The sequence below is a fragment of the Serratia sp. Ser99 genome, from assembly GCF_024519545.1.
GTDB lineage: Bacteria > Pseudomonadota > Gammaproteobacteria > Enterobacterales > Enterobacteriaceae > Serratia > Serratia liquefaciens.
Genome location: NZ_JALJRT010000006.1, coordinates 91696 through 114695 on the forward strand (window position 1 = coordinate 91696; position 23000 = coordinate 114695).

General features: G+C 55.7%; 23 protein-coding genes and 1 riboswitch. Of the genes, 15 read left to right on the plus strand and 8 right to left on the minus strand.

Features of this window, described 5'->3' with window-relative positions; all coding sequences use genetic code 11:
* The first annotated feature begins 289 nt into the window (after positions 1–289).
* The 14 genes from yegS to gutQ all read left to right on the plus strand — a co-directional run bounded on the left by yegS (position 290) and on the right by gutQ (position 14155).
* Positions 290–1207: a lipid kinase YegS gene (gene yegS, locus NR114_RS13775; protein ID WP_020828101.1), complete on the plus strand. Its 918-nt coding sequence runs from the start codon at positions 290–292 to the stop codon at positions 1205–1207.
* Positions 1208–1419: 212 nt separating this feature from the next.
* Positions 1420–2634: a D-mannonate dehydratase ManD gene (gene manD, locus NR114_RS13780; RefSeq protein ID WP_020828102.1), complete on the plus strand. Its 1215-nt coding sequence runs from the start codon at positions 1420–1422 to the stop codon at positions 2632–2634.
* A 14-nt stretch (positions 2635–2648) separates the two neighbouring features.
* Complete coding sequence (locus NR114_RS13785; RefSeq protein WP_256814415.1) at positions 2649–3665, plus strand: Zn-dependent oxidoreductase; 1017 nt, start codon at positions 2649–2651, stop codon at positions 3663–3665.
* Between the two features lie 353 nt (positions 3666–4018).
* Positions 4019–5308, plus strand: a complete 1290-nt coding sequence (locus tag NR114_RS13790) for an MFS transporter (RefSeq protein WP_020828104.1) — start codon at positions 4019–4021, stop codon at positions 5306–5308.
* A 54-nt stretch (positions 5309–5362) separates the two neighbouring features.
* On the plus strand, positions 5363–6856 hold the full coding sequence (locus NR114_RS13795; RefSeq protein ID WP_256814338.1) for a mannitol dehydrogenase family protein: 1494 nt from the start codon (positions 5363–5365) through the stop codon (positions 6854–6856).
* 145 nt (positions 6857–7001) lie between these two features.
* Positions 7002–7688, plus strand: coding sequence for a GntR family transcriptional regulator (locus NR114_RS13800; protein ID WP_020828106.1), 687 nt, complete (start codon positions 7002–7004; stop codon positions 7686–7688).
* 205 nt (positions 7689–7893) lie between these two features.
* Positions 7894–8943, plus strand: coding sequence for a class I fructose-bisphosphate aldolase (gene fbaB, locus NR114_RS13805; protein WP_012146277.1), 1050 nt, complete (start codon positions 7894–7896; stop codon positions 8941–8943).
* A 265-nt stretch (positions 8944–9208) separates the two neighbouring features.
* Positions 9209–9757: a PTS glucitol/sorbitol transporter subunit IIC gene (locus NR114_RS13810; RefSeq protein WP_234529909.1), complete on the plus strand. Its 549-nt coding sequence runs from the start codon at positions 9209–9211 to the stop codon at positions 9755–9757.
* Positions 9758–9772: 15 nt separating this feature from the next.
* On the plus strand, positions 9773–10750 hold the full coding sequence (locus NR114_RS13815) for a PTS glucitol/sorbitol transporter subunit IIB (RefSeq protein WP_020828108.1): 978 nt from the start codon (positions 9773–9775) through the stop codon (positions 10748–10750).
* A 22-nt stretch (positions 10751–10772) separates the two neighbouring features.
* Positions 10773–11135, plus strand: a complete 363-nt coding sequence (gene srlB, locus NR114_RS13820) for a PTS glucitol/sorbitol transporter subunit IIA (RefSeq protein WP_020828109.1) — start codon at positions 10773–10775, stop codon at positions 11133–11135.
* A 10-nt stretch (positions 11136–11145) separates the two neighbouring features.
* Positions 11146–11925 carry a sorbitol-6-phosphate dehydrogenase gene (gene srlD, locus NR114_RS13825; protein WP_020828110.1) on the plus strand — a complete coding sequence of 260 codons (780 nt, stop codon included), beginning with the start codon at positions 11146–11148 and terminating at the stop codon, positions 11923–11925.
* Between the two features lie 52 nt (positions 11926–11977).
* On the plus strand, positions 11978–12334 hold the full coding sequence (gutM, locus tag NR114_RS13830) for a transcriptional regulator GutM (protein ID WP_122080004.1): 357 nt from the start codon (positions 11978–11980) through the stop codon (positions 12332–12334).
* An 83-nt stretch (positions 12335–12417) separates the two neighbouring features.
* A complete protein-coding gene (locus NR114_RS13835; protein ID WP_020828112.1) occupies positions 12418–13191 on the plus strand; it encodes a DNA-binding transcriptional repressor in 774 nt (257 codons plus the stop codon).
* Positions 13184–14155 (plus strand): arabinose-5-phosphate isomerase GutQ, encoded by a 972-nt coding sequence (gutQ, locus tag NR114_RS13840; protein ID WP_020828113.1) that lies wholly within the window; start codon positions 13184–13186, stop codon positions 14153–14155. Before NR114_RS13835 ends, gutQ begins: the two co-directional genes overlap by 8 nt.
* Before the next feature lie 57 nt (positions 14156–14212).
* On the opposite strand, the gene NR114_RS13845 is transcribed toward gutQ, so the two are convergent.
* The 4 genes from NR114_RS13845 to thiM form a co-directional block, all read right to left on the minus strand.
* A complete protein-coding gene (locus NR114_RS13845; RefSeq protein WP_234529907.1) occupies positions 14213–15247 on the minus strand; it encodes a methyltransferase in 1035 nt (344 codons plus the stop codon).
* A 358-nt stretch (positions 15248–15605) separates the two neighbouring features.
* Positions 15606–16064, minus strand: coding sequence for an inhibitor of vertebrate lysozyme family protein (locus NR114_RS13850; protein WP_046372928.1), 459 nt, complete (start codon positions 16062–16064; stop codon positions 15606–15608).
* Between the two features lie 85 nt (positions 16065–16149).
* Positions 16150–16950 carry a bifunctional hydroxymethylpyrimidine kinase/phosphomethylpyrimidine kinase gene (thiD, locus tag NR114_RS13855; RefSeq protein WP_046372927.1) on the minus strand — a complete coding sequence of 267 codons (801 nt, stop codon included), beginning with the start codon at positions 16948–16950 and terminating at the stop codon, positions 16150–16152.
* Complete coding sequence (gene thiM / locus NR114_RS13860) at positions 16947–17741, minus strand: hydroxyethylthiazole kinase (RefSeq protein ID WP_234529905.1); 795 nt, start codon at positions 17739–17741, stop codon at positions 16947–16949. The genes thiD and thiM overlap by 4 nt, the downstream gene beginning before the upstream one ends.
* A 36-nt stretch (positions 17742–17777) precedes the next feature.
* Positions 17778–17879: riboswitch (TPP riboswitch) on the minus strand.
* Positions 17880–17947: 68 nt separating this feature from the next.
* Between thiM and NR114_RS13865 the strand changes: the two genes are divergently transcribed.
* Positions 17948–18373 carry a GNAT family N-acetyltransferase gene (locus NR114_RS13865; protein ID WP_046372925.1) on the plus strand — a complete coding sequence of 142 codons (426 nt, stop codon included), beginning with the start codon at positions 17948–17950 and terminating at the stop codon, positions 18371–18373.
* Positions 18374–18419: 46 nt separating this feature from the next.
* Here the strand turns inward: NR114_RS13865 and NR114_RS13870 are convergent, their stop codons facing one another.
* The 4 genes from NR114_RS13870 to NR114_RS13885 form a co-directional block, all read right to left on the minus strand.
* Entirely contained in the window at positions 18420–19685 is a 1266-nt protein-coding gene (locus NR114_RS13870) for an MFS transporter (protein WP_234529903.1), read from the minus strand.
* A 107-nt stretch (positions 19686–19792) separates the two neighbouring features.
* Complete coding sequence (locus NR114_RS13875; RefSeq protein ID WP_115058276.1) at positions 19793–20770, minus strand: sugar phosphate isomerase/epimerase; 978 nt, start codon at positions 20768–20770, stop codon at positions 19793–19795.
* A gap of 9 nt (positions 20771–20779) precedes the next feature.
* A complete protein-coding gene (locus NR114_RS13880; RefSeq protein WP_115058275.1) occupies positions 20780–21487 on the minus strand; it encodes a GntR family transcriptional regulator in 708 nt (235 codons plus the stop codon).
* Between the two features lie 195 nt (positions 21488–21682).
* Positions 21683–22915 carry an MFS transporter gene (locus tag NR114_RS13885; protein WP_256814354.1) on the minus strand — a complete coding sequence of 411 codons (1233 nt, stop codon included), beginning with the start codon at positions 22913–22915 and terminating at the stop codon, positions 21683–21685.
* Positions 22916–23000 lie beyond the last annotated feature (85 nt).

Here is a 23000-nt window from a genome sequence, read left to right on the forward strand (position 1 = left end):
GTCGTGAAATAACCCTATCTAATATATCCATTAGCTTTCAATTCACTGACTTGCCTATTTTTCATTACGCCCTGTTGTCATGGCGATATAAAAATAAAGCTACAACGATTAATTAATGCATTAACAAAAACCACTAACTTGCCCACGGATATATCTTAATTTAAGTCAATCCTGCAGAAATAATCTCTGCCAGGTCAGGATTAATCAGAATTAACTGAATATTCTGATGGCCTGCCGCCGATGGGTAGTTTATCGTTGCCCTATAGTTTACAGCCGGGAGATATCGGGAATGCATTCACCAGCACCAGCGCTTCTTATCATTAACGGCAAAGGCGCCGGCAACGACGAGGTTCGCCTTGCAGTACAAAAGTTGCGAGATGAAGGCCAGCCTCTTCACGTTCGCGTAACCTGGGAACAGGGTGACGCAGCGCGTTACGCACGGGAAGCCTGCCAACTGGGTGTTAAAACGCTGATTGCCGGCGGTGGTGACGGCACCATCAACGAAGTGGCTGCGGCGCTAACGGCCTTGCCGGCGGCCGGGCGCCCGGTACTGGGTATTCTGCCGCTGGGCACCGCCAATGACTTTGCCATGGCCTGCAACATTCCTTTGATGCCGGAACAGGCATTGCGGTTGGCAGTAAAAGGCCGCGCGGTGCCAATAGACCTGGCGAAAGTGAACGATGAACGCTATTTCATCAATATGGCAACCGGCGGATTCGGCACACGCATCACCACCGAAACACCAGAAAAGCTGAAGGCGGCGCTGGGTGGCGTGTCCTACTTTATCCACGGTTTGTTGCGCATGGATACGCTCAAGGCCGACCGCTGCGAGATCCGCGGGCCGGATTTCCACTGGGCAGGCAATGCGTTGGTCATCGGCATCGGCAATGGCAAACAGGCCGGAGGTGGTCAGCAACTCTGCCCGGACGCGCTGATTAACGACGGCTTGCTGCAACTGCGCCTGTTGATCGCGGATGAACTACTGCCGGCGCTGGTAGCCAGCCTGTTTAACGATGAAGAAAACAAAAACGTCATCAGCGCCGCACTGCCATGGTTGGAGATCAAGGCCCCGCACGAGATGACCTTTAACCTCGACGGTGAACCCCTGAAGGGCAAGCATTTTCGCATTGAAGTGTTGCCGCATGCCATTGAATGTCGCCTACCGCCAAACTGCGGGCTGCTGGGTCAAGGCCCTACCCCCGAATAACCGTCTATGGCGCTCACCGGCAAGGCTGAGCGCCACTCGTCATAGCATCAGCCCCTTTATCCCAAATAATTTACCGCCTGTCGCCTGCACTTTATTCCGCATCGAAATGTGATCCTCTCCGGCAAATTCTTTAAATCATACTTGTATGGTAGTTAGTTCATAGCGTATTTTCCGTCCAATATGATGACCCGTGGGAACAGGATAAAGACGTTATGAAGATTGTTAACGCAGAGGTATTTGTGACCTGCCCAGGCAGGAATTTTGTCACGCTGAAGATCACTACCGACGAGGGCATTACCGGCATCGGTGACGCCACGCTTAATGGCCGTGAACTACCGGTGGCGTCCTATCTGAAAGATCATGTCTGTCCGCAGTTGATCGGCCGGGACGCCCATCAGATCGAAGACATATGGCAGTTCTTCTATAAAGGCGCCTACTGGCGCCGTGGGCCTGTCACCATGTCCGCCATCTCTGCCGTAGACATGGCGCTGTGGGACATCAAGGGCAAGGCCGCCAATATGCCGCTGTACCAATTGCTCGGTGGCGCATCGCGTACCGGCGTCATGGTGTACTGCCACACCACCGGCCATTCCATCGACGAAGTGCTCGACGACTACGCCAAACATAAAGAGTTGGGCTTTAAAGCCATTCGTGCCCAATGCGGTGTGCCTGGCATGAAAACCACCTACGGCATGGCCAAAGGCAAAGGCCTGGCTTATGAACCCGCCACCAAAGGCAACTGGCCGGAAGAACAGCTGTGGTCAACGGAAAAATACCTCGATTTCACCCCCAAGCTGTTTGAAGCAGTACGTAACCGTTTTGGTTTCGACGAACACCTGCTGCACGACATGCACCACCGGCTGACCCCTATCGAAGCCGCCCGCTTCGGTAAAAGCATTGAACAATACCGCCTGTTCTGGATGGAGGATCCGACCCCGGCAGAAAATCAGGAATGCTTCCGTTTGATCCGCCAGCATACCGTGACCCCTATCGCCGTCGGCGAAGTCTTCAACAGTATTTGGGACTGCAAGCAACTGATCGAAGAACAGCTGATCGACTATATCCGTACCACCCTGACCCACGCCGGCGGCATTACCGGCATGCGCCGTATCGCCGACTTTGCCTCGCTGTATCAGGTACGTACCGGTTCACACGGGCCATCCGATTTGTCCCCTATCTGCATGGCGGCGGCGCTGCACTTTGATCTGTGGGTCCCTAACTTCGGCGTACAAGAATACATGGGCTACTCCGAACAGATGCTCGAAGTATTCCCGCACAGCTGGAGCTTCAACGACGGCTACATGCATCCGGGCAACAAGCCGGGGCTGGGTATCGAGTTCGATGAAAAACTGGCGGCCCGTTATCCCTATGAACCGGCTTATCTGCCGGTCGCACGCCTGGAGGATGGCACCTTATGGAACTGGTAAAAGAAGAACGCACCATGCAAAGCGTGGTCATTGAAAAACCAGGCCAACTGGTTATCCAGCAACGCCCCTTGCCGCAGCCGGCAGCCAACGAAGTGCGGGTGAAGATAAAGTTCGCCGGTATTTGCGGCTCAGATGTGCATATCTACCATGGCCATAACCCTTTCGCTCGCTACCCGCGCGTCATCGGGCATGAGTTTTTTGGCGTCATTGACCAAGTGGGGGGCGATGTCGATCCGCAACGCATCGGGGAACGCGTTGCGGTCGATCCGGTCGTCAGCTGCGGGCATTGTTACCCTTGCTCTATAGGCCGCCCTAACGTCTGCACCGAGCTGCAGGTAATTGGCGTACACCGCGACGGGGGATTCAGCGACTACGCCTGCGCCCCGGCGCGCAATGCCTACCGCATCCCGGACAGCATCAGCGATCGCCATGCCGCCATGGTCGAACCCTTCACCATTGGCGCCAATATCACCGCCCACCTGCAACCCACCGCCGATGACATCGCGCTGATCTACGGCGCCGGGCCGATGGGGCTGACGGTGATCCAAACGCTGAAAAGGGTCTACGGCGTAAAGCAGGTGATCGTGACCGACCGCATCAGTGAGCGCCTGGTGATGGCGCAGGAAAACGGTGCCGACTGGACCTTCAATAACGCTGAAGGCTCGCTGGAAGCCGAGTTGGAGCGGCGCGGACTCCGGCCGACGCTGATCGTCGACGCCGCCTGCCATCCGGCCATTTTGCAGGAGGCGATTAACCTGGCATCACCGGCGGCACGTATCGGCATCATGGGCTTCTCCGGCGAGGCCTGCACCCTGACCCAGCAAAGCATCACCAGTAAGGAGCTGTCGATTTTCTCCTCACGCCTAAACAGCGGGCGCTTCCCGCAGGTCATCGATTGGATGGCCTGCGGCAAAATCGATCCGCAACGATTAATTACCCACTGCGTGTCGGCCAGCGAGGTTGAGCAGGCGATGCTGATGTTCGAACAAGATCAGCGCACCTGCTGCAAGGTGTTACTGCAATTTGACTGATGAATTTACCAGGGCAGAGGGAGGCAGGAAGCGCCCTCTTCAACCATGAAGCTTCGCAATTAAGCCAGGCTGCGCCTCGTCACTGTACGTGAACGCCGCTGGTGGTCATTTGAACGCGCAACAAGGCGCGAGCTGTGAGGTTTGGCAGGCCAAATAAGCAGCATGCAATACACGCGCGCGTTCGAATGGCCCCAGCCCTCCGGGTCGCGCCCCAAAGACCCGTACTCTGTGTTGTCGGGCTTGAACGTAGGCCCACTATGCCCAGCACCCTCCGCCTTGATTACGGGCCTTTGGGTCTGCGACGGCGCCACGGACAATGACGGGACACAGCCTATACCAAGTGGAGTGATTTTATGTTTAAAAACCTGCGTTGGACCATAGTGTTCCTGCTGTTTATGGTCTACATGATCAACTACCTCGACCGCGTTGCGCTGTCGATTACCGTGCCGATGATCGAGAAGGATCTGATGTTGAATGCCGAACAGTTCGGCATCATCTTCGGCAGCTTCTTCTTCGGTTACGCCATCTTCAACTTTGTCGGCGGGCTGGCGGTAGACAAGTTCGGCCCGACGCTGGTGCTCGGTGTCGCCGTTGGCCTGTGGTCGATTTTCTGCGGCATGACGGCATTAGCCACCGGTTTCTATTCCATGCTGATCCTGCGCGTGCTGTTCGGCATGGCGGAAGGGCCAATCTGCGCCTCGGCCAATAAGATGATCAACGGCTGGTTCCCGAAGAAACAGGCCGCAACCGCCATGGGGCTGCTCAGCGCCGGTTCACCTTTGGGTGGTGCCGTCGCCGGGCCAATCGTCGGCTATCTGGCACTGGCGTTCGGCTGGCGACCGGCGTTTATGATTATCTGCTCGATCGGTATCGTCTGGATGCTGGTGTGGTTCTTCGTGGTGGCGGATAATCCGGCGAAAAGCAAACGCGTCAGCGATGAGGAACTTGCGCTGGTCAACCGGATGAAACAGGAAACCCACAGCGCGGAAGAAGAGCTGAGCAACGCGGCACACGGGCTGGGTTACTACCTGAAACAGCCGATCATCCTGGTCACTGCGTTCGCTTTCTTCTGCTACAACTACATCCTGTTCTTCTTCCTGAGCTGGTTCCCTTCCTATCTGGTTCAGGCGCATAACCTGAACATCAAGGAAATGAGCCTCACCACCATGATCCCGTGGATTGTCGGCTTTGTCGGGCTGGCGCTCGGCGGCTATATCTCCGACAAGATTTTCAATATCACCGGCAAGCTATTGCTGTCGCGCAAGATCGTGCTGGTCACCAGCCTGCTGGCGGCGGCCATCTGCGTGGCCCTGGCGGGTACCGTCAGCAGCGTAGTACCGGCGGTGGTGCTGATGTCGGTGTCGATCTTCTTCCTGTACATCACCGGCGCCATTTACTGGGCGATTATTCAGGACGTGGTGCATAAGTCCCGGGTCGGCGGTGCCAGCGGCTTTATCCATTTGGTCGGCAGCGTTTCCGGCATCATTGGCCCTATCGTGACCGGCTACATTGTGCAAAACACCGGTAAGTTCGACAGCGCCTTTATGTTGGCAGGCGGCGTGGCTGCGCTGGGTGCAGTGCTGGTGCTGTTGGTGATCAAGGCACCGCGCAACACCGTACAGCCGCAAATCTCGAAATCTTAATGCTTCAGGGGCGGCCAAGGTCGCCCCGCTTTCCCCTTCTTCAGGAACGACAACATGACGCTTTCCAGCACCGCCGCGCTACCGGCGGCAATTGCAGCACCAGGCTACGATCGCCAACGGCTAAAACCACGAATCGTACACCTCGGTTTTGGCGCATTTTTCCGGGCTCATCAGGCGATTTACGCCGAGCGTCTGGCAAAGGATCACGCCAGCGATTGGGGCTACGGCGTGATCAGCATGCACAACGGCCAGCAAAAAATCGCCGATATACAACGTCAGGACCTGTTATATACGGTGGCCGAAATGGACGACAGCGCCTGGCGAGGTCAGGTTGTCGGCATTATCAGGCAAGCGCTGCATCTGCAGGTCGACGGGCTGGAAGCCGTACTTGAAACCATGGCGCAGCCGGAGGTCGCTATCGTTTCACTGACCATCAGCGAGAAAGGCTACTGTTATCATCCCGCCAGTGGCCAGTTGCTGGCTGAACATCCGGACATTCAGCATGATATCGCCCACCCGCAGCGGCCAAAGTCCGCCCCCGGTTTGCTGCTGGCGGCGCTACGGCTACGTCGTCAGCGTGGGCTGCCGGCATTCGCCGTGATGTCCTGCGACAACATGCCGGCCAATGGCCAGGTGACCCGCAACCTGCTCTGCCAACTGGCGCAGCGACAGGATGCGGAACTGGCGGCGTGGGTTCAACAGCATGTCGCCTTTCCCTCCACCATGGTCGACCGCATTGTTCCGGCGATGACGACGGAAACGCTGCGGCAGATTGAAGGTTTACTGGGTGGTATCGTCGATCCGGTCGCTGTCGCCTGCGAGCCCTTCAGCCAATGGGTAATAGAAGATAACTTCCCACAGGGGCGTCCGGCGTGGGAAAAGATCGGCGTCGAACTGGTCCACGACGTGCTGCCTTACGAAGAAATGAAGCTGCGGATGCTCAACGGCAGCCATTCTTTTCTGGCTTATCTGGGCTATTTGGCCGGCTATGCGCATATCAGCGACTGCATGCAGGATGCGCATTTTGTGCGTGCGGCGCGCCATCTGATGCTGGCGGAACAGGCGCCGACGCTGCAAGTCAGCGGTGTGGATCTGACGCAGTACGCCGAATCGCTGCTGGCTCGCTATCGCAATGGTGCGCTGAAGCACCGCACCGGACAAATCGCCATGGACGGCACGCAAAAACTGCCACAGCGTTTGCTGGACGCCATCCGCTGGCACCTGGTACAGGGCAGCGATTTTAGCTGCCTGGCTTTAGGGGTTGCCGCCTGGATGCGTTACGTCGGCGGCCAGGACGAACAGGGTCAGGTTATCGAAATCAACGATCCCCTGCGTGAACGTCTTGCCGAACGGGTCGGCAACAGCCGCGAAGGCGCCGAACGGGTATTGGCGCTGCTGCAGCTTGAAACGGTGTTTGGGCGCGATCTGCCGGACAGCTTACGGTTCGTCAAGGCGGTGACCGATGCCTACCTTACGCTGCTGGCGCAGGGGGCTCGAGCCACCGTTGCCGCGCTGCCCGTCATCGAAAACACATCGGAAGCACGATGATGGATGTCACTGTGCCGAAGCCCCTGGCCAGCGAATGACATCATTGAGTTATCATATTAAGTGGGTGGATTAATCCGCCCGCCATCAAAGAATAATCTGCTAGTATGGTGGCACCCGAATCTCAGCCAGATTACCGATCTTCACCATGTCTGAAACCTACAGCCTTACCAACAACCTCCCGGTCAATCAGCAAATCTATCGGTTCCTGCGTAAGGATATCGTCGATTGCACTATTCCCCCCGGCACCTTGTTGTCTGAAAAAGAGATCTCCACCCGCTTTTGCGTTTCACGTCAGCCGGTGCGCGAGGCCTTTATCAAGCTGGCGGAAGCGGGACTGGTGCAGATCCTGCCGCAGCGCGGTACTTTCGTGATGAAGATTTCCGCCAAGCGGGTAGCCGACGGGCGCTTTATTCGTCAGGCAGTGGAATGCGCGATTGTTCGTCGTGTCGCAGAACGGATCACGGCGGAGCAGCTGATGACGCTGGAGCATAATTTGCATCGCCAGACGTTGGCGGCGCAAAATCGGCAAACCCGTGAGTTTTTGGCTCTAGACGACGAGTTCCACCAGTTGCTAACCCAGTTTGCCGACTGCCCGCTGGCTTGGGAAACCATCGAAACCATCAAGGCCACCATGGATCGGGTGCGCTTTCTCAGCCTGAGCGAGGTTTCGCCGCCGGAAAGCCTGATCCAACAGCATTACCGCATTTTTGAAGCGCTGAAAGCACAGGATGCCGACGCCGCCGAGCGCGCCATTCATGAACACCTGCAAGAGATGATTTACTCCATTACCCCTATCTCTATGCAAAATACCGAGTGGTTTGAAGTCGAATAATCAGCCACAAATCTTCCGTGGGGCGATCGTCCCCACGTATTTGGCCACGCAAATGGCAATTCCTCTCAATCGCATCTATTGTTTCTCCTTGCCATCAGGATTTCATTACTATCGTTCTATCAGCTTCAATCACCGCTTTTTGCTACGCCGGTGGTCAGATACCTTAGGTTGCCGGTGTATGAAGAAGCTAAATCGGGAGTTAATCATGACTGATATTGCACAGTTGTTAGGAAAGGAAGCGGAAGACCTGTTGCAACACCGCTGTACTACCATCCCTGCTGAAAATCTCTACCTGCCGGGCGCCGACTTTGTTGACCGGATAATGATCGATAACAACCGCCCCAACACCGTGTTGCGTTCAATGCAAAGCCTGCTTAACCATGGCCGCCTGGCCGGCACCGGCTACCTGTCTATTCTGCCGGTCGATCAGGGCATTGAGCATTCTGCCGGCGCCTCTTTCGCCGCTAACCCGCTGTATTTTGATCCGAAAAATATCGTCGAACTGGCCATTGAGGCCGGTTGTAACTGCGTCGCCTCCACTTATGGCGTGCTGGCGTCAGTCTCGCGCCGCTACGCGCACAAAATTCCGTTCCTGGTCAAACTAAACCATAACGAAACCCTGAGCTACCCGACCCAATACGACCAGACGCTGTACGCCAGCGTTGAGCAAGCGTTCAACATGGGCGCGGTTGCGGTCGGCGCCACTATTTACTTTGGTTCCGAGCAGTCACGCCGCCAGATTGAAGAAATTTCCAGCGCCTTCGAGCGCGCGCACGAGCTGGGTATGGTCACCGTGCTGTGGGCCTATCTGCGCAACCCGGCGTTCAACAAAGATGGCGTGGACTATCATTCCAGTGCCGATCTCACCGGCCAGGCCAACCACATTGCCGCCACCATCGGCGCCGATATCGTTAAGCAAAAAATGGCGGAAAACAACGGCGGCTACCGCGCGGTGAAATTCGGTTATACCGATGACCGCGTTTACAGCAAGCTGACTACCGACCACCCGATCGATTTGGTGCGTTACCAACTGGCCAACTGCTATATGGGCCGCGCCGGGTTGATTAACTCCGGCGGTGCCGCTGGTGAGAATGACCTGCAGGAGTCGGTTCGCACCGCGGTCATCAACAAACGCGCGGGCGGCATGGGCCTGATTCTGGGGCGCAAGGCGTTCAAGAAATCGATGAAAGAAGGCGTGGCGTTGATCAATGCCGTTCAGGACACCTACCTGGACAAGAAAGTCACCATCGCCTGATCCCAAGCCACACCCAGTTCGTTTCTCCAGCCCGGTTCGCCGGGCTTTTTTGTCGCGTTTTTCTGCCGATCCCCGCTCCCCTTTTCTGTTCCCCCCGCCGCTTAATGTTATTTTTCTTTCATTATTAACTTTCACAATAAAATATTTATCTTTCGAATTGTGATCTATTTAAAACAAATGAATCCATAAAGTGATTAGTGTAAGGCCCATGGCGACAGAGCCGCCGTTCGCTCCAGGCCATACCTTCCATCACAGGAGAATAATAATGATTGAGCTAATCACCCACGGAGCCGAATGGTTTATCGGCCTGTTTCAGAAAGGCGGTGAAGTGTTTGTCGGCATGGTGACGGGCATTTTACCTTTGTTAATCAGCCTGTTGGTCATTATGAACGCGCTGATCAAATTTGTAGGCCAGGAACGTATCGAACGCTTGGCGCAGCGCTGTGCGGGAAACCCGGTTTCTCGTTACCTGCTGCTGCCGCTGATCGGCACCTTTGTTTTTTGCAACCCGATGACCCTCAGCCTAGGGCGCTTTATGCCCGAGAAATATAAACCCAGCTACTACGCGGCAGCGTCCTACAGTTGCCACTCGATGAACGGTCTGTTCCCACATATCAACCCTGGCGAACTCTTCGTTTATCTCGGCATTGCCAGCGGGTTGACCACCCTCGGCCTGCCACTGGGGCCGCTGGCGGTGAGCTATTTTCTGGTCGGGCTGTTCACCAACTTTTTCCGCGGCTGGATCACCGATCTCACCACCAGCCTGTTCGAACGCAAGATGGGGATCTGCCTGGATCGCCAGGTGCAACTTTAATTCGTGGAGTGCAGCATGAGTGCTTATATCCGTATTGAGAAAGGCGCCAGCGGCTGGGGTGGCCCATTAACGTTGCCGATCGAACCTGGCAAAAAAGTGGTGTACATCACTGCCGGTACCCGCCCATCGATCGTCGACCGGATTAGCGAACTGACCGGCTGGCCTGCCGTCGATGGCTTTAAAGAAGGCGAACCGCCAGCAGACGAAATTGGCGTCATGGTGATCGACTGCGGCGGTACCCTGCGTTGCGGCCTGTACCCGAAGCGCCGTATTCCGACGGTCAACATTCACGCTACCGGCCAATCCGGCCCGTTGGCGAAGTTTATCCTCGAGGATATTTACGTCTCCGGCGTGCGTGATAGCAACATAAGCCGGGTGGAAGCGGCTACCGATCAGATCCCGACAGCCACGTCACAACCCAAGGGACGGGATTACGACACCAGCAAAAAAATCACCGAGCAGAGCGACGGCCTGTTGGCCAAAGTAGGTATGGGCATGGGATCGGTGGTGGCGGTGTTTTTCCAGGCCGGGCGCGACACCATCGACACGGTGCTGAAGACCATACTGCCGTTTATGGCGTTCGTCTCGGCGCTGATCGGCATCATCATGGCTTCCGGCCTGGGGGATTTTATCGCCCATGGCCTGACGCCATTGGCCAACAGCCCGATTGGGTTGGTGACGCTGGCGCTGATCTGCTCCTTCCCACTGCTGTCGCCGTTCCTCGGCCCTGGCGCGGTGATCGCTCAGGTGATCGGCGTGCTGGTCGGGGTGCAGATAGGCCTCGGCCATATTCCGCCGCAGCTGGCGCTGCCCGCGCTGTTCGCGATTAACGCGCAGGCCGCCTGTGACTTTATTCCCGTCGGCCTGTCGCTGGCGGAGGCCAAGCAGGACACGGTTAGGGTCGGCGTTCCTTCGGTATTGGTCGGACGTTTCCTGACCGGCGCACCGACGGTGCTGATCGCCTGGGCCGCATCCGCCTTCATCTACCAATAACTTCGTTTGCCAGGGAGCCGTTATGAATACCATTTTCCAGACCATCATCACCCAGATTGGCGACTGCGCCCGCGAGGCGCTGCAAGATGACATGTTGATCACCTTCCGTGAAGGCGCACCGGCAGACATCGAAGAATTCTGTTTCATCCACCAGCACGGCAACACTTCCGGTGAATTGCAGGCCGGGGGGTGGATGGAGCTGGCAGAGCAACGTTATCCAATCACCGCCGTCGGTGACGTCGCCACTCAAAACCTGCGTGAATTGGGTCACCTCACCGTACGTTTCGACGGAGAGCCGCAGGCCGAATTCCCCGGTTCGATCCACGTATCCGGCACCACGCCGGCGGATATCCCGCTGGGCAGCACGCTGAAATTTATCGCATAAGGAGTAAACCATGTCTGAAGTAGCTGTAGTGATTGGCGGTGGCCAAACGTTGGGTGCATTTCTGTGCCAGGGTCTGGCGCAGGCGGGCTATCGCGTGGCGGTCGCCGATTTAAACGCGGATAACGCCCGGCAGGTAGCACAACAGATTAACGACCAATACGGCGCGGGCAGCGCGCGTGGTTTCCAGGCCGACGCCACCGACGAACAAAGCGTGATTGCGCTGGCGGCAGCGGTTGACGATGAATTCGGCCCGGCCAACCTGCTGGTGTACAGCGCCGGTATCGCCAAGGCGGCACCGATCACCGATTTCCCGCTGGGGGATTTCGACCGCTCGCTGCAGGTCAATCTGGTGGGCTATTTTCTCTGTGCCCGCGAGTTTTCTCGCCTGATGATCCGCGACGGCATTGCCGGACGTATCATTCAGATCAACTCTAAATCCGGCAAGGTCGGCAGCAAGCACAACTCGGGCTACAGCGCCGCCAAGTTCGGCGGCGTGGGGCTGACACAGTCGTTGGCGCTCGATCTGGCGGAATACGGCATTACCGTGCATTCCTTGATGCTGGGCAACCTGTTGAAGTCGCCGATGTTCCAGTCGCTGCTGCCGCAGTACGCACAAAAACTGGGGATCGCGCCGGATCAGGTTGAAAAGTATTACACCGACAAGGTACCGCTGAAACGCGGATGTGACTATCAGGACGTGCTCAATACCCTGCTGTTTTACGCCAGCGATAAGGCTTCTTACTGCACCGGCCAGTCGATCAACATTACCGGCGGTCAGGTGATGTTCTGATCTTGTCAACGCTCCCTCTCCTTCTGGAGAGGGAAAACAAACAGGAGGCTATATGACTCAGGCATTGATCACCTTCGCAGTTCTGGCCTGGCTACTGCAAATCGCCCTCGGCTGGTGGCAGATCCAACGTTTCAACCGTGCCTTCGACGGCCTGTGCCGACTGGGTGCCGTCGGTGTCGGGCGTTCCGGCGGGCGCTTTCAACCCCGGGTGGTGCTGGCGCTGGCCTTTGATTCCGAGCGGCGGGTTTGCGGCAGCATGTTAATGCGCGGCCTGACCATTTTTGCCCAACCGAAACCTATCGCCCGGCTGCACGGCCTGCATCAGCGCGATCTTCGCCCGGATGTGATCTTCCCCGAGGATCCCGCATGCCAGACTGCACTATCGTTAGCGATTGCCCCTAAATCATGATATTTTCACATTAAAAGACATTACCTTTCATATTGAATTGTTAGCCGAAGGGAAATGCGCAACTCTTGTGAACAGGACGGGCTATGAAACCAAAGCAGCGGCAGGCCGCTATCCTTGAATATCTGCAGCGGCATGGCAAAACGGCAGTGGATGCCCTGGCAGCGCACTTTGCCACCACCGGCACCACCATCCGCAAGGATCTCACCCTGCTGGAAGAGGAAGGTGAAGTGATCCGCACTTATGGCGGCGTGGTGCTCAGCCGCGACGATGGCGATCAGCCTATCGATCGCAAAACCCATATCAATACCGAAAAGAAACGCCAGATCGCCTATGCCGCCATTGGGCTTATCAACGACGGCGACTCGCTGATATTCGACGCCGGCAGCACCGTGCTGCAAATGGTGCCGCATCTGGCGCAGTTCAATAACATCACGGTCATGACCAATAGCCTGCACATCGTCAATGCGCTGGTGGAGCTGGATAACGACCAAACCATCCTGATGCCCGGCGGCACCTATCGCAAAAAGTCGGCGTCCTTTCACGGCAGCCTTGCGGAATCGGCTTTCCAGCAGTTCAGCTTCGACAAACTGTTTATCGGGGCGGACGGCGTGGACCTTAATGCCGGTGTCACCACCTTTAACGAAGTGCACAACGTCAGCAAGGCGATGTGCGAAGCCGCCAGCCGCATTATCCTGCTGGTGGACTCGTCAAAGTTCGGCCGCAAAAGCCCGAACGTGGTCTGCGACCTGAGCGCCGTGGATACCCTGATCACCGATAAAAACATCAATCCGGATTACCTCGCCGCATTGCAGGCGAAAGGGATCAATATCATTCTGGTAGGAGATTTTGATGAGTAACGCCGCTGCCCTGCTGGCCTTTGCCCGCGAAACGCTGGAAATTGAGCTGACTGAAGCACAACGCCTGCTGGCGCGACTGGACGATAATTTCGTCTGCGCCTGCGAACTGCTGCTGAACTGCCGGGGTAAGGCGGTGATTTCCGGCATCGGCAAATCCGGCCACATCGGTAAAAAAATTGCCGCCTCGCTGGCCAGTACCGGCACTCCGTCGTTCTTCGTGCACCCGGCAGAAGCACTGCATGGCGATCTCGGCATGATTGGCGCCGACGACGTGGTGGTGTTTATCTCTTATTCCGGCCGCGCCAAAGAGCTGGATTTAATCCTGCCGTTGCTGGCGGAAAATAACATCCCGGTGATTGCCATCACCGGCGGCAAAGAGTCACCTCTGGCGTTGGCTGCGGCCTGCATGCTGGACATCAGCGTCGAACGCGAGGCTTGCCCGATGGGTTTGGCGCCGACCTCCAGCGCGGTCAATACGCTGATGATGGGCGACGCATTGGCAATGGCTTTAATGCGCCAGCGCGGTTTCAACGCCGAAGACTTTGCCCGTTCACATCCGGGCGGCAGCCTGGGTGCGCGTTTGCTCAACCGGGTACATCACCTGATGCGCACCGGCGATCGTCTGCCGAAAGTCAGTGAAAGCGCCAACGTGATGGAAGCCATGCTCGAACTGAGCCGCACCGGGCTGGGGTTAGTCGCGGTGTGCGACGCACAGCAGAAAGTGGTGGGGGTATTTACCGATGGCGACCTGCGCCGCTGGCTGGTAAAAGGCAATAGCCTGCAGGATGCGTTGAGCCCGGCCATTACCCGCCCTGGCTATCGCTTGCCGGAGCAGTGGCGCGCAGGGGAAGCCCTGGAAGCTTTGCATGAACAGCATATCAGTGCCGCACCGGTGGTCAATCTGGACGGCGTGCTGGTCGGCGCGATCAATCTGCACGATTTGCATCAGGCCGGGATCGGCTAATTAAACTGAAGAAACCCGCAGCAATGCGGGTTTCTCCTTGCCTATTCATCTCGGGTATCAATTCGGTACAGCCTCGACGATCGACAAATAACAACCGGTATCGATAATCCGGTTCAGCTTCAGGTCGGCGCTGGCCAACAGCGCCTTCAGTTCTTCTTCGGTGCGCACCTGCCCACCGTCAAAACTGCCCATCAGAACCAAATCAAGCTCCCGGCAGCTGTCCCAGGCGGTGTTATTCGGCACTATTACAGGTTCAATAAGCAATAGCTTCGATTGCGGGTGCATCGCATTACGACAGGTGCGTAATATGCGACTGGCCGGCTCATCGGCCCAGTCCATGACGATAAATTTCAACAGATAAAAGTCTGCCGTCGGACAAGCTTCAAAGAAACTGCCCGCGCAGGTTTCCCAACGCGAATCATCACCCAACTCACCAAGGCGGTTTCTTGGCAATACCTGCGGTTGGTCAAAAAGAATGCCTTTAACCGTCGGATTGGCGCGTAATACGCTCAGCAACAATCCGCCAAATCCCCCGGCGATATCTACCACCGTAGAATGCTCGGGGAATTTATAACTACGCATCAAAATTTTATTTTCCAACGCCGACATCGATGCCATGCCGATATGAAAATCATTTTCCGCGTCAGGAATATCCTCTTGCGACCAATAATCATAGAATGGCATGCCGAATATTTGTTTAAATACCGGTTCGCCGCGTAACGTTGCCGCCAATTTTCCCAACGGACGCCACATTGTTTCATCCGTCAGCATCATTACACCGCCGCGCAGTGAATCCGGCAAGTCTGAACGTAAATATTGCGCTACCGGGTTAAGCGAGAAACGTCCGTCTTCGGACGCGGAAAAAATATTGCGCGATGCCAGAATACTCAAGACCCGATGCAGCATTCTGCTATTTACTTCCAGCTTCCTTGCCAGCTCCTGGGCCGTTTTGGGGCCGTCGATCAGATGATCGGCCACGCACAGCTCAGCCGCAGCCCGCAAGGCGGCCTGCACGGTGAATCCCATCGTTTCATCCAACAAATACAAAGAGGCTTTTTCATCTTCAGAAAGAGTGACGTGATTAGTTGCCATGATCATAATGCTCCGTTTGGATATTTAACCCCAGACACCATTGCAAAATTAACAATGATTATTTATTTCAGGTGAAATAAATTCGCCAAACAAGATCATAGACACTAAATAAAATAAAACCATAAATCCAACAAGGTTATCAGGCAAAAATAACCATAAATCATGCAACCAATTAAATGACAAAGGAATATATATAACAGGAAAAACAAAATGATAAAGCATAGATACAATTAGATAATTAATTCATGATGAAGCAATACATTCCTCACTAGGATTTATTTTATATAAATTTCATTTCAATAATAGACACATACCTTAAAAATTCGGCTGAAGGCATCTGCATTCAGCCGAAAACTGATTATTTCCAGTCGGGATTATTCTCAAACTGTTGTTTCAGCAACGCCTTCATATCGTCGTTCGGTTTACCCAGCCATTGGTATTTGGCGTATTTCTTCGGATGGTCAACCGCTTCCGGCTTATCCGCCACCTCAACGCGCACGGCCCAGGCCTGTGATTTGTCTTCCTTAAACGCCACTATCATAAAGTTGTTGGCGCAGTCATGCGGCTTGCACAGATTGCCCACCAGATAGTTCTGCCCTTTCCAGCTCAGGCTCTGCGCCGGCGTGGAGGTTCCCATCCCCTTGCGCGCCCAACCCGGCAAGCGAGCCTGCCCTTTGACCATATTTTGCCAACTGGTCTGGTAACCCGGCTGTTGGATCACGTCCGAGGTGGTGACGATCTGCTGAGCGAAACCACCCACGCTGAAGCTGAGTAACGCGCCGAAGATGGCGCCGCGAAGTGCGTTTTGTCCTGTCATGGCCTTCTCCCTAGAATAATTCGGTTGCACCCGGCCCAAGCCGGGTCTGGATCTAGTCAGACCACAAGGGTAGCAAAAAGTTGGCTTACCACCAGGCATGAAAATGATGTACCGGCCCAATACCGTGCCCCACTTCCAGGGTATCCGCCTGCAGCAAGGCCTGTTGCAAATAGTCCTTGGCGGCAGCGACCGTTCCGGCCCAGTCGTCGTGACGCGGTCGCAGCGCCGCCAGGGCGGCAGACAGCGTACAGCCGGTGCCGTGAGTATGTCGGGTCGCCACGCGCGGCGCGGTAAACCGCAGCTCCTGCTCGGCCGTAAACAGCCAATCCGGACTTTCGCTTTCGCTAAGGTGACCCCCTTTCATCAACACCGCCTGGCACCCCATCGCCAGGAGCGCCCGGCCCTGCTCGCGCATCTGGCGCTCATTTTCCGCCGGGGCGCACGCCAGCAGCGCCGCCGCCTCCGGCAGGTTCGGCGTGATGATCGACACCAGCGGCAACAATTCACGACGGATCGAATCCACCGCCTCCGGCGCCAGCAGCGGATCGCCGCTTTTTGCCAGCATCACGGTATCCAGTACCACAAACGACGGTTGATAATGGCGCAAACGCTCCGCCACCGCCTGCACAATATCGGCGTTGGCCAACATGCCAATCTTGGTGCTGTCGATACGCAGGTCGCTGAAGACGGAATCCAGCTGAGCGGCGACAAAGGCCGGATCTATGTTGTAAACCGACTGCACACCACGGGTGTTTTGCGCCACCAGCGCGGTAATCACCGAGGCACCATAGGCCCCCAACGCAGAAAAAGCTTTTAGATCGGCCTGAATGCCGGCGCCGCCGCTCGGATCGGTCCCGGCAATTGTCAGTGCGTTAATGCGTTTCATTGCAGTTCCTCCGGGCGCAGTTGATACAGTGCGTCGAGGAACGCCGGGGTGAAACTGCCCGGCCCGGCGGCACGGCGCGTGGCCCGTTCACCGCAAAGCGACATCACCCGGCAGGCGGTCGCCACGTTATCGAGCCGATCGCCCGGTAAACTGCAAAATGCCGCCACCACTGCAGAAAGTGCACAACCGGTACCGACCACCCGCGTCATCAGCACATCGCCGCCGGTAACCGCCCAGTCACGCTGGCCATCAGTGATGTAATCAACAACGCCGGTTACTGCCACTACCGCACCGCTGCTGCGCGCCAATTCGCGCGCCGCCGGCAATGCCGCCAGCGAGTCGTCTGCACTGTCTACGCCACGTCCGTTAGCCTGCAGACCGCTCAGCGCCATGATTTCAGAAGCGTTACCGCGGATCGCCGTCGGCTTCTCACCCAACAAGCGATGGGCAAACGCGGTGCGATAGACCAACCCGCCGACCGCTACCGGATCCAGCGTCCAGGGGGTTTGTGCCACGTTGGCAGCTTCCACCGCGGCTAACATGGATTCAGCGCGTGATGCATTGAGGGTACCAACGTTGATCAGCACCGCATCCGCCAGTCGGCTGAACTGCGCCGCTTCGGTCGGTTCCACCACCATCGCCGGCGAAGCGCCGAGCGCCAACAGGACGTTAGCCGTCAGTTCCTGCACCACTTCGTTGGTCAGGCAATGGATCAGGGGCGATTGGCGTTTAAATTGAGTCAAACAGGCCGCGGCGCGGGCGCCGGGGAAAACATCAGGTCGAGCGAGCATATTCCTCCCAACCGGCGTTCAAGAAGGCGGGTACCGGTTGGGGCACCGAGACTTCCCTACGCTGGCATAATCCAGATCAGGTAATACGGGTAAAATCTCAGCCACCGCACATCGCGCAGGGCACCCCGAGTCAAGACGGCCATTATTGGGGTTGCCGCCGGTGAGGTCAATCGCGCTATAGTGGCAAAAAATAAAAAGGAGGCGCCATGCAGATAAGAAAATACCAAGAGGCCGATCGCCCCTTCCTGCGCACCCTGTATCTGGCTTCGCGCAAAGCGGCATTTCCGTGGCGCGATACCGAAGATTACCGGCTGGAGGATTTCGATCGCTCAACGCTGGGCGAAGATATTTGGGTGGCGGAGGATCAGGGGAAGCGGTTGGGATTTGTGTCGATTTATCGCCAGGACAACTTTATTCACAACCTGTATGTCGATCCGCATCTGCCGCCGCTCGGCGTCGGCAGCGCTCTGTTACAAGCGGCGGAACAGACCTTTACCGCCACCGGTTCGCTGAAATGCCTGGTGAAGAATGAGAAGGCGCTGGCGTTCTACCACAAGCACGGTTGGCGAATCATCACTACTGGCAATGACGGCGGGGAAGAATATTACCTGCTGCATTCCCCGGCAAAATAAAATAAGGGCACAGCGCAAACCGTGCCCGTTCATTAAAGCCCCCGGCTTAGGCGACAGAAGCTGCCGGGGTCAGTTTTGCACGTGCGCGGATATTTCTGACCAACAGCCCCGACACTATGATCCCGGCACAGGCAAACATACCCATCAGCCCGAAAACAATCTTGTAACCGGTCAGTCCTGGGAAGGCATCGAGAATATGACCGTACAGGCTAAAACAGAACATCGCCGGGGCATAACCGATAAAGCTGCCCAGTGCCATAGCCGCACCGGTATGTTCTTCGTCAATGCCGGCCTCACCGATGGGGGCAAAGAACACCGCTCTCTGGGTAAAGACCACTGCACCAAATCCCAGCGTACAGACCATGCCCAAGTAAACCGGCATTTGTTCATGCGGTAACAGGATCAATAGCGCCAGCGCAATGGCGCTGATAATAAAGGTATAGAATAAATACTTGCTGGGAGACTTTAATACTTTATCGGCAATGAGACCACCAATCGGTCCACCCACCATTTTTAAGCAGTATTGATTAATGATCCCGTAAGCACCCACCAGTGCAATCGGCAGCGCATAGACATGACTCAGGAAAGGAATAAAGAACGTCAATCCGCAATACACCGCGTAAACACAGAAAACGCTGAAGGCAATCAGCCATACCGTTTTGTTTTTCAATACGCTGCCCATGCCAGGCTTTTTATTGACAGGGGTTTGTTCTTTAGCGGGTAACTTTTCCTCTGGGCTTTCTTTCATCACCAACAGAATAATAATCCCTACGCAAATGGCGATGGCCGAATAAAACAATATGCCGACTTTAAAACCCAGGTAGCCGCTACCAAATGCGGTAAACAGCGCCAGCGCAGAAAAGGCCACCACCGTGTCCACAACCCCGCGCCCGGTTTCAAAAAAGCCGAACAACCGCCCCTGCTGAGTATTATCCCCCAGCATACTCACCGATTTGAGCAGCACCGGCCAATTCAGCATGTCACAGGTCACGCCGAACAGCGCCCAGACAAACAGTATGCCCCAGTACCCCGGCATGCTGGACAGGTAGATGCCAAGCAAGCCAGTAGCAATCAGCGAAAACGACATGGTAAAACGTCGCGGCAGACGATCGGAAAAATAGATTGATAAGAAGAAGCCAATGGTCGTCACAATCGAGTTAACCGACATGGCATTGCCTATTTCGCCGTTACTCAAGTGAAAATACTGTTGCATCGGAACATAAAAAGCATCTTTAAGGGAAGGCAATTTATAGATTGTCCCTCCACATAAAACCAACAAGCTAAATAATGCCCATCTTTTTTTAGTTAACATAGTCCCCTCACAGCCAATAATTAATAAGCGGTGTTGTTTACCCGATAATGAGACGAGCGTTGATCGCTCATCAGCGAGAATATGTGATTTATAGATTTATTTTTATATTATGCCGGATTTAGCAGTTCCTGAGCTTGCTGCGTTAAACTGTCAATGATGGTGCGAACGTAGTGAATTTGATTTAAAGCATCTTGAGTTTCTTTCTTTAATCGCGCTTCCAACCCTTGCTCCGGTAACGCTGTTTCACTCATTTCTCGCCATGGAATGGGAGGATTATTCCCTTCGTCGCTGAAACGAAACGGCGGTGCGTAATAATCCACCTCTTCCTCCAGCCCGTAGGCGGTGACCTGCGGTTGATCTTCACCCAGACAGATCAGCCCCAATAACAGTTCTCGGAATGGCAGATCTCCCTGTCCGGAAATACAGGCACGATGCCCCATCCCCTTGTTCTCTCGCACAATAATTGCGTCCTTGATGTGCACCTGAGTGATTTCCCCACTCATTGCCGCCAGTGCCGGCAGCGGCTCTTCATTGGCGTTAATCATGTTGGCGAAATCAAACAGCAGGGAAAGCTGAGGGAAATCTGCCGCCCGGACCAGGCCGACCAATTCATGGCTCTTGAGATCTTCATGCTGTTCCAGAGTAAAACTCAGGCCGCTGTGTTGATAACGCTGTTTGATGTACTGAATATCCGCACCGATGCGCGCCAACACCTCTTGCAAAGGGCCCTGATAGCGCGGATAAAAACGCACTGAGCTGGCCCCACATTTCAGCGCGATATTCACCGCCTGATCGATAGTTTGCGAGTCGGAGGCGCTGGTTTCGATATGAATATCCAATCCATAGCGCCGAGCCTGTTCGCCAAACCGGCGCAGCCGGGCATCATCAGCATGGCAAAGCGCCTGACTTTCCCCATCCAGCACATGCACCTTCACCCCTCGCAACCGCTGCTGATGGGCGATGCTCAACAAATCCTCTGGCAGGATCTTCTCCATACGCATATTGAGATGAAAGGCGTAAGCATGCAGGTAGAGGGGCAAGTTATGCGCCCGTAGAAGGACTTTCTCCGCCGTTAAGCGATCCATGATATTCACCTATAAGTTAATAAAGAAATCTACCGACTCGAAGCGCCAGTGCTCGATATCCACCTGCACGATACGGCGTTCGGCATCGGCACGATGCTTTTCGACCAAAATCGCAGGCGTGCTGGCGTTTCCGCCCATCACCTTGCAGGCCTCTCCGGATAACCGAGTGGGTTTAAAGGCCAGATGACGGGTTCGCGTGGAAGTGCCATAAGCCTGTTCCCAGACCTCGGCAAACGAGTTCTCACCCAGGCGTTCGATAAAACCGGGTGCCACGCGCGGGCTGATAAAGGTTTCGTGATAAAACACGATGTGATGATCCAGCGCTCCCCAACCAGAAATCTTGTAGATCTCGCTCGCCGCGTCGACCTGCAATAACTCTTTGATAAACCCCGGAGCTGCCAATACGCACTCTTTGGTCATATAGTCCCAGGAGGGACAACGGCCCTGCTCGATAGCCGCCTGTTTGAAACTGGTGGAGGAATTGGGGTTGTAGTTAAAACGCGGCAGTGCCGCAAACCAACCCCGTCGATCCTTGCGGAAGATCCTCGATTCGCTTTCCAGGAACAACAGCGCCTGACGTAACGTCATGCGTTTGATGTTCAGCAATTCTCCCAGTTCTCGCTCCGAAGGAAGCTTGTCACCGGGAGCGATTGCCCCCTGGCTCAGCCAGTCATTCAACCTGGCCTTTGCCAATTCAACGGTTGAGCTGTTTTCCATATCCATACCTAATTGGTTTAAACCAGATTGCACAACAGTATCGCGGTGAATTATGACAAACAATGGGGGTATTGGATTTTATGTGTGACTTCGGTCCCAGAACAGAAGGGATCTTGGCAACCTTGGGCAAGATCCCCCCTCCGGTCCTCTCTTACTGCGGATTAAACAAGGGGCCAGGCAGAATCAAGAACGCCGTCATTTTCCCAATGTCATCGGCATCGCACGCAGCGTCAGGCCCCAGAACACCAGGGCAATAAAGCTGACGCCCGCCCCCAGCCAGCACACCCCCTGCCAACCTGCCAGGGCGAATACGTGAGTGCTGGCAAAAGCGCCGAGCCCACTGCCAATGGCATAGAACAGCATGTAGACGCCCACTAACCGGCTATGCGCCTGCGGATGTGCGCTGAAAATCAGGCTCTGATTCAACACATGAATGGCTTGGCCTGCCAAATCGAGCAATACAATGCCGATAATCAACCACCCCAGGCCATAACCCAGCATGCCGAGCGGCAGCCAGGCCAGCACCAACAGCAGCAGACAGATGCCGCTCGCCACCTGCGCCAAGCCGCGGTCCGCCAGGTGCCCTGCTCTTACCGCCGCCAGCGCCCCCACTGCGCCCACCAGGCCAAAGGCACCAATCACCGAATGCGAAAAGTTGAACGGTGCCTGACTCAGCGGCAGCACCAATGCGCTCCAGAAGATGCTGAATGCCGCAAACATCAACAGCGCCAGCATGCCGCGAATTTGCAACGTGCGATCGCGCAGCAACAGCGTCAGCATCGAACGCAGCAAGGCGGTGTAGCTAAGCGTTGAAGGCGGCGTGCTCGGTGCAGGCAGCAAACGTGCCAGAATCGGCAGCAAGACCAGCGTCACTCCGGCGGAAAAAAAATACACCGTGCGCCAACCTCCTGCGTCTGCCAACGCGCCGGACAGGGTTCTCGCCAATAGCAAACCCAGCACCACACCGCCCTGCGCCGCCCCCACGACCCGCCCACGCTCATGAGGTGCCGCCAGCGTGGCGGCAAAAGCGATGAGTCCCTGTGTCATGGCGGTGCCCAATAATCCCACCAGCAACATGCCGATCAGCATAAGCAGGCTGCTGTTTGCCCAACCGACCATGCACAATGCGGCAATCAACAACAGTTGCTGTACCGCTAACAGCCGATGGCGATTAATGCGATCCCCCAGCGGTACCACCAATACCAGCGCCAACGCGCAACCAAGCTGGGTGGCGGTGATCACCATACCCACCGACGCCACGCTGATAGTAAATTCCTGGGCTATGGCATCCAACAACGGCTGGGCGTAATAGACATTAGCCACGCTAAAAGCGCTGGCGCCTGCCAGCAACAACACCAGCGAAGCCGGCAGCCGGCTCAGTCCCCTCGCCTGAGATACGCAGATCGGATCCAGCGTTTTGTCACTCATCGTTTTCTCCAAAGTGGTTTCATTATTAAACCCAATGGACATTACGCGCAGAGGTTTTATAATGCAACCAGATAATGTGGCAGGA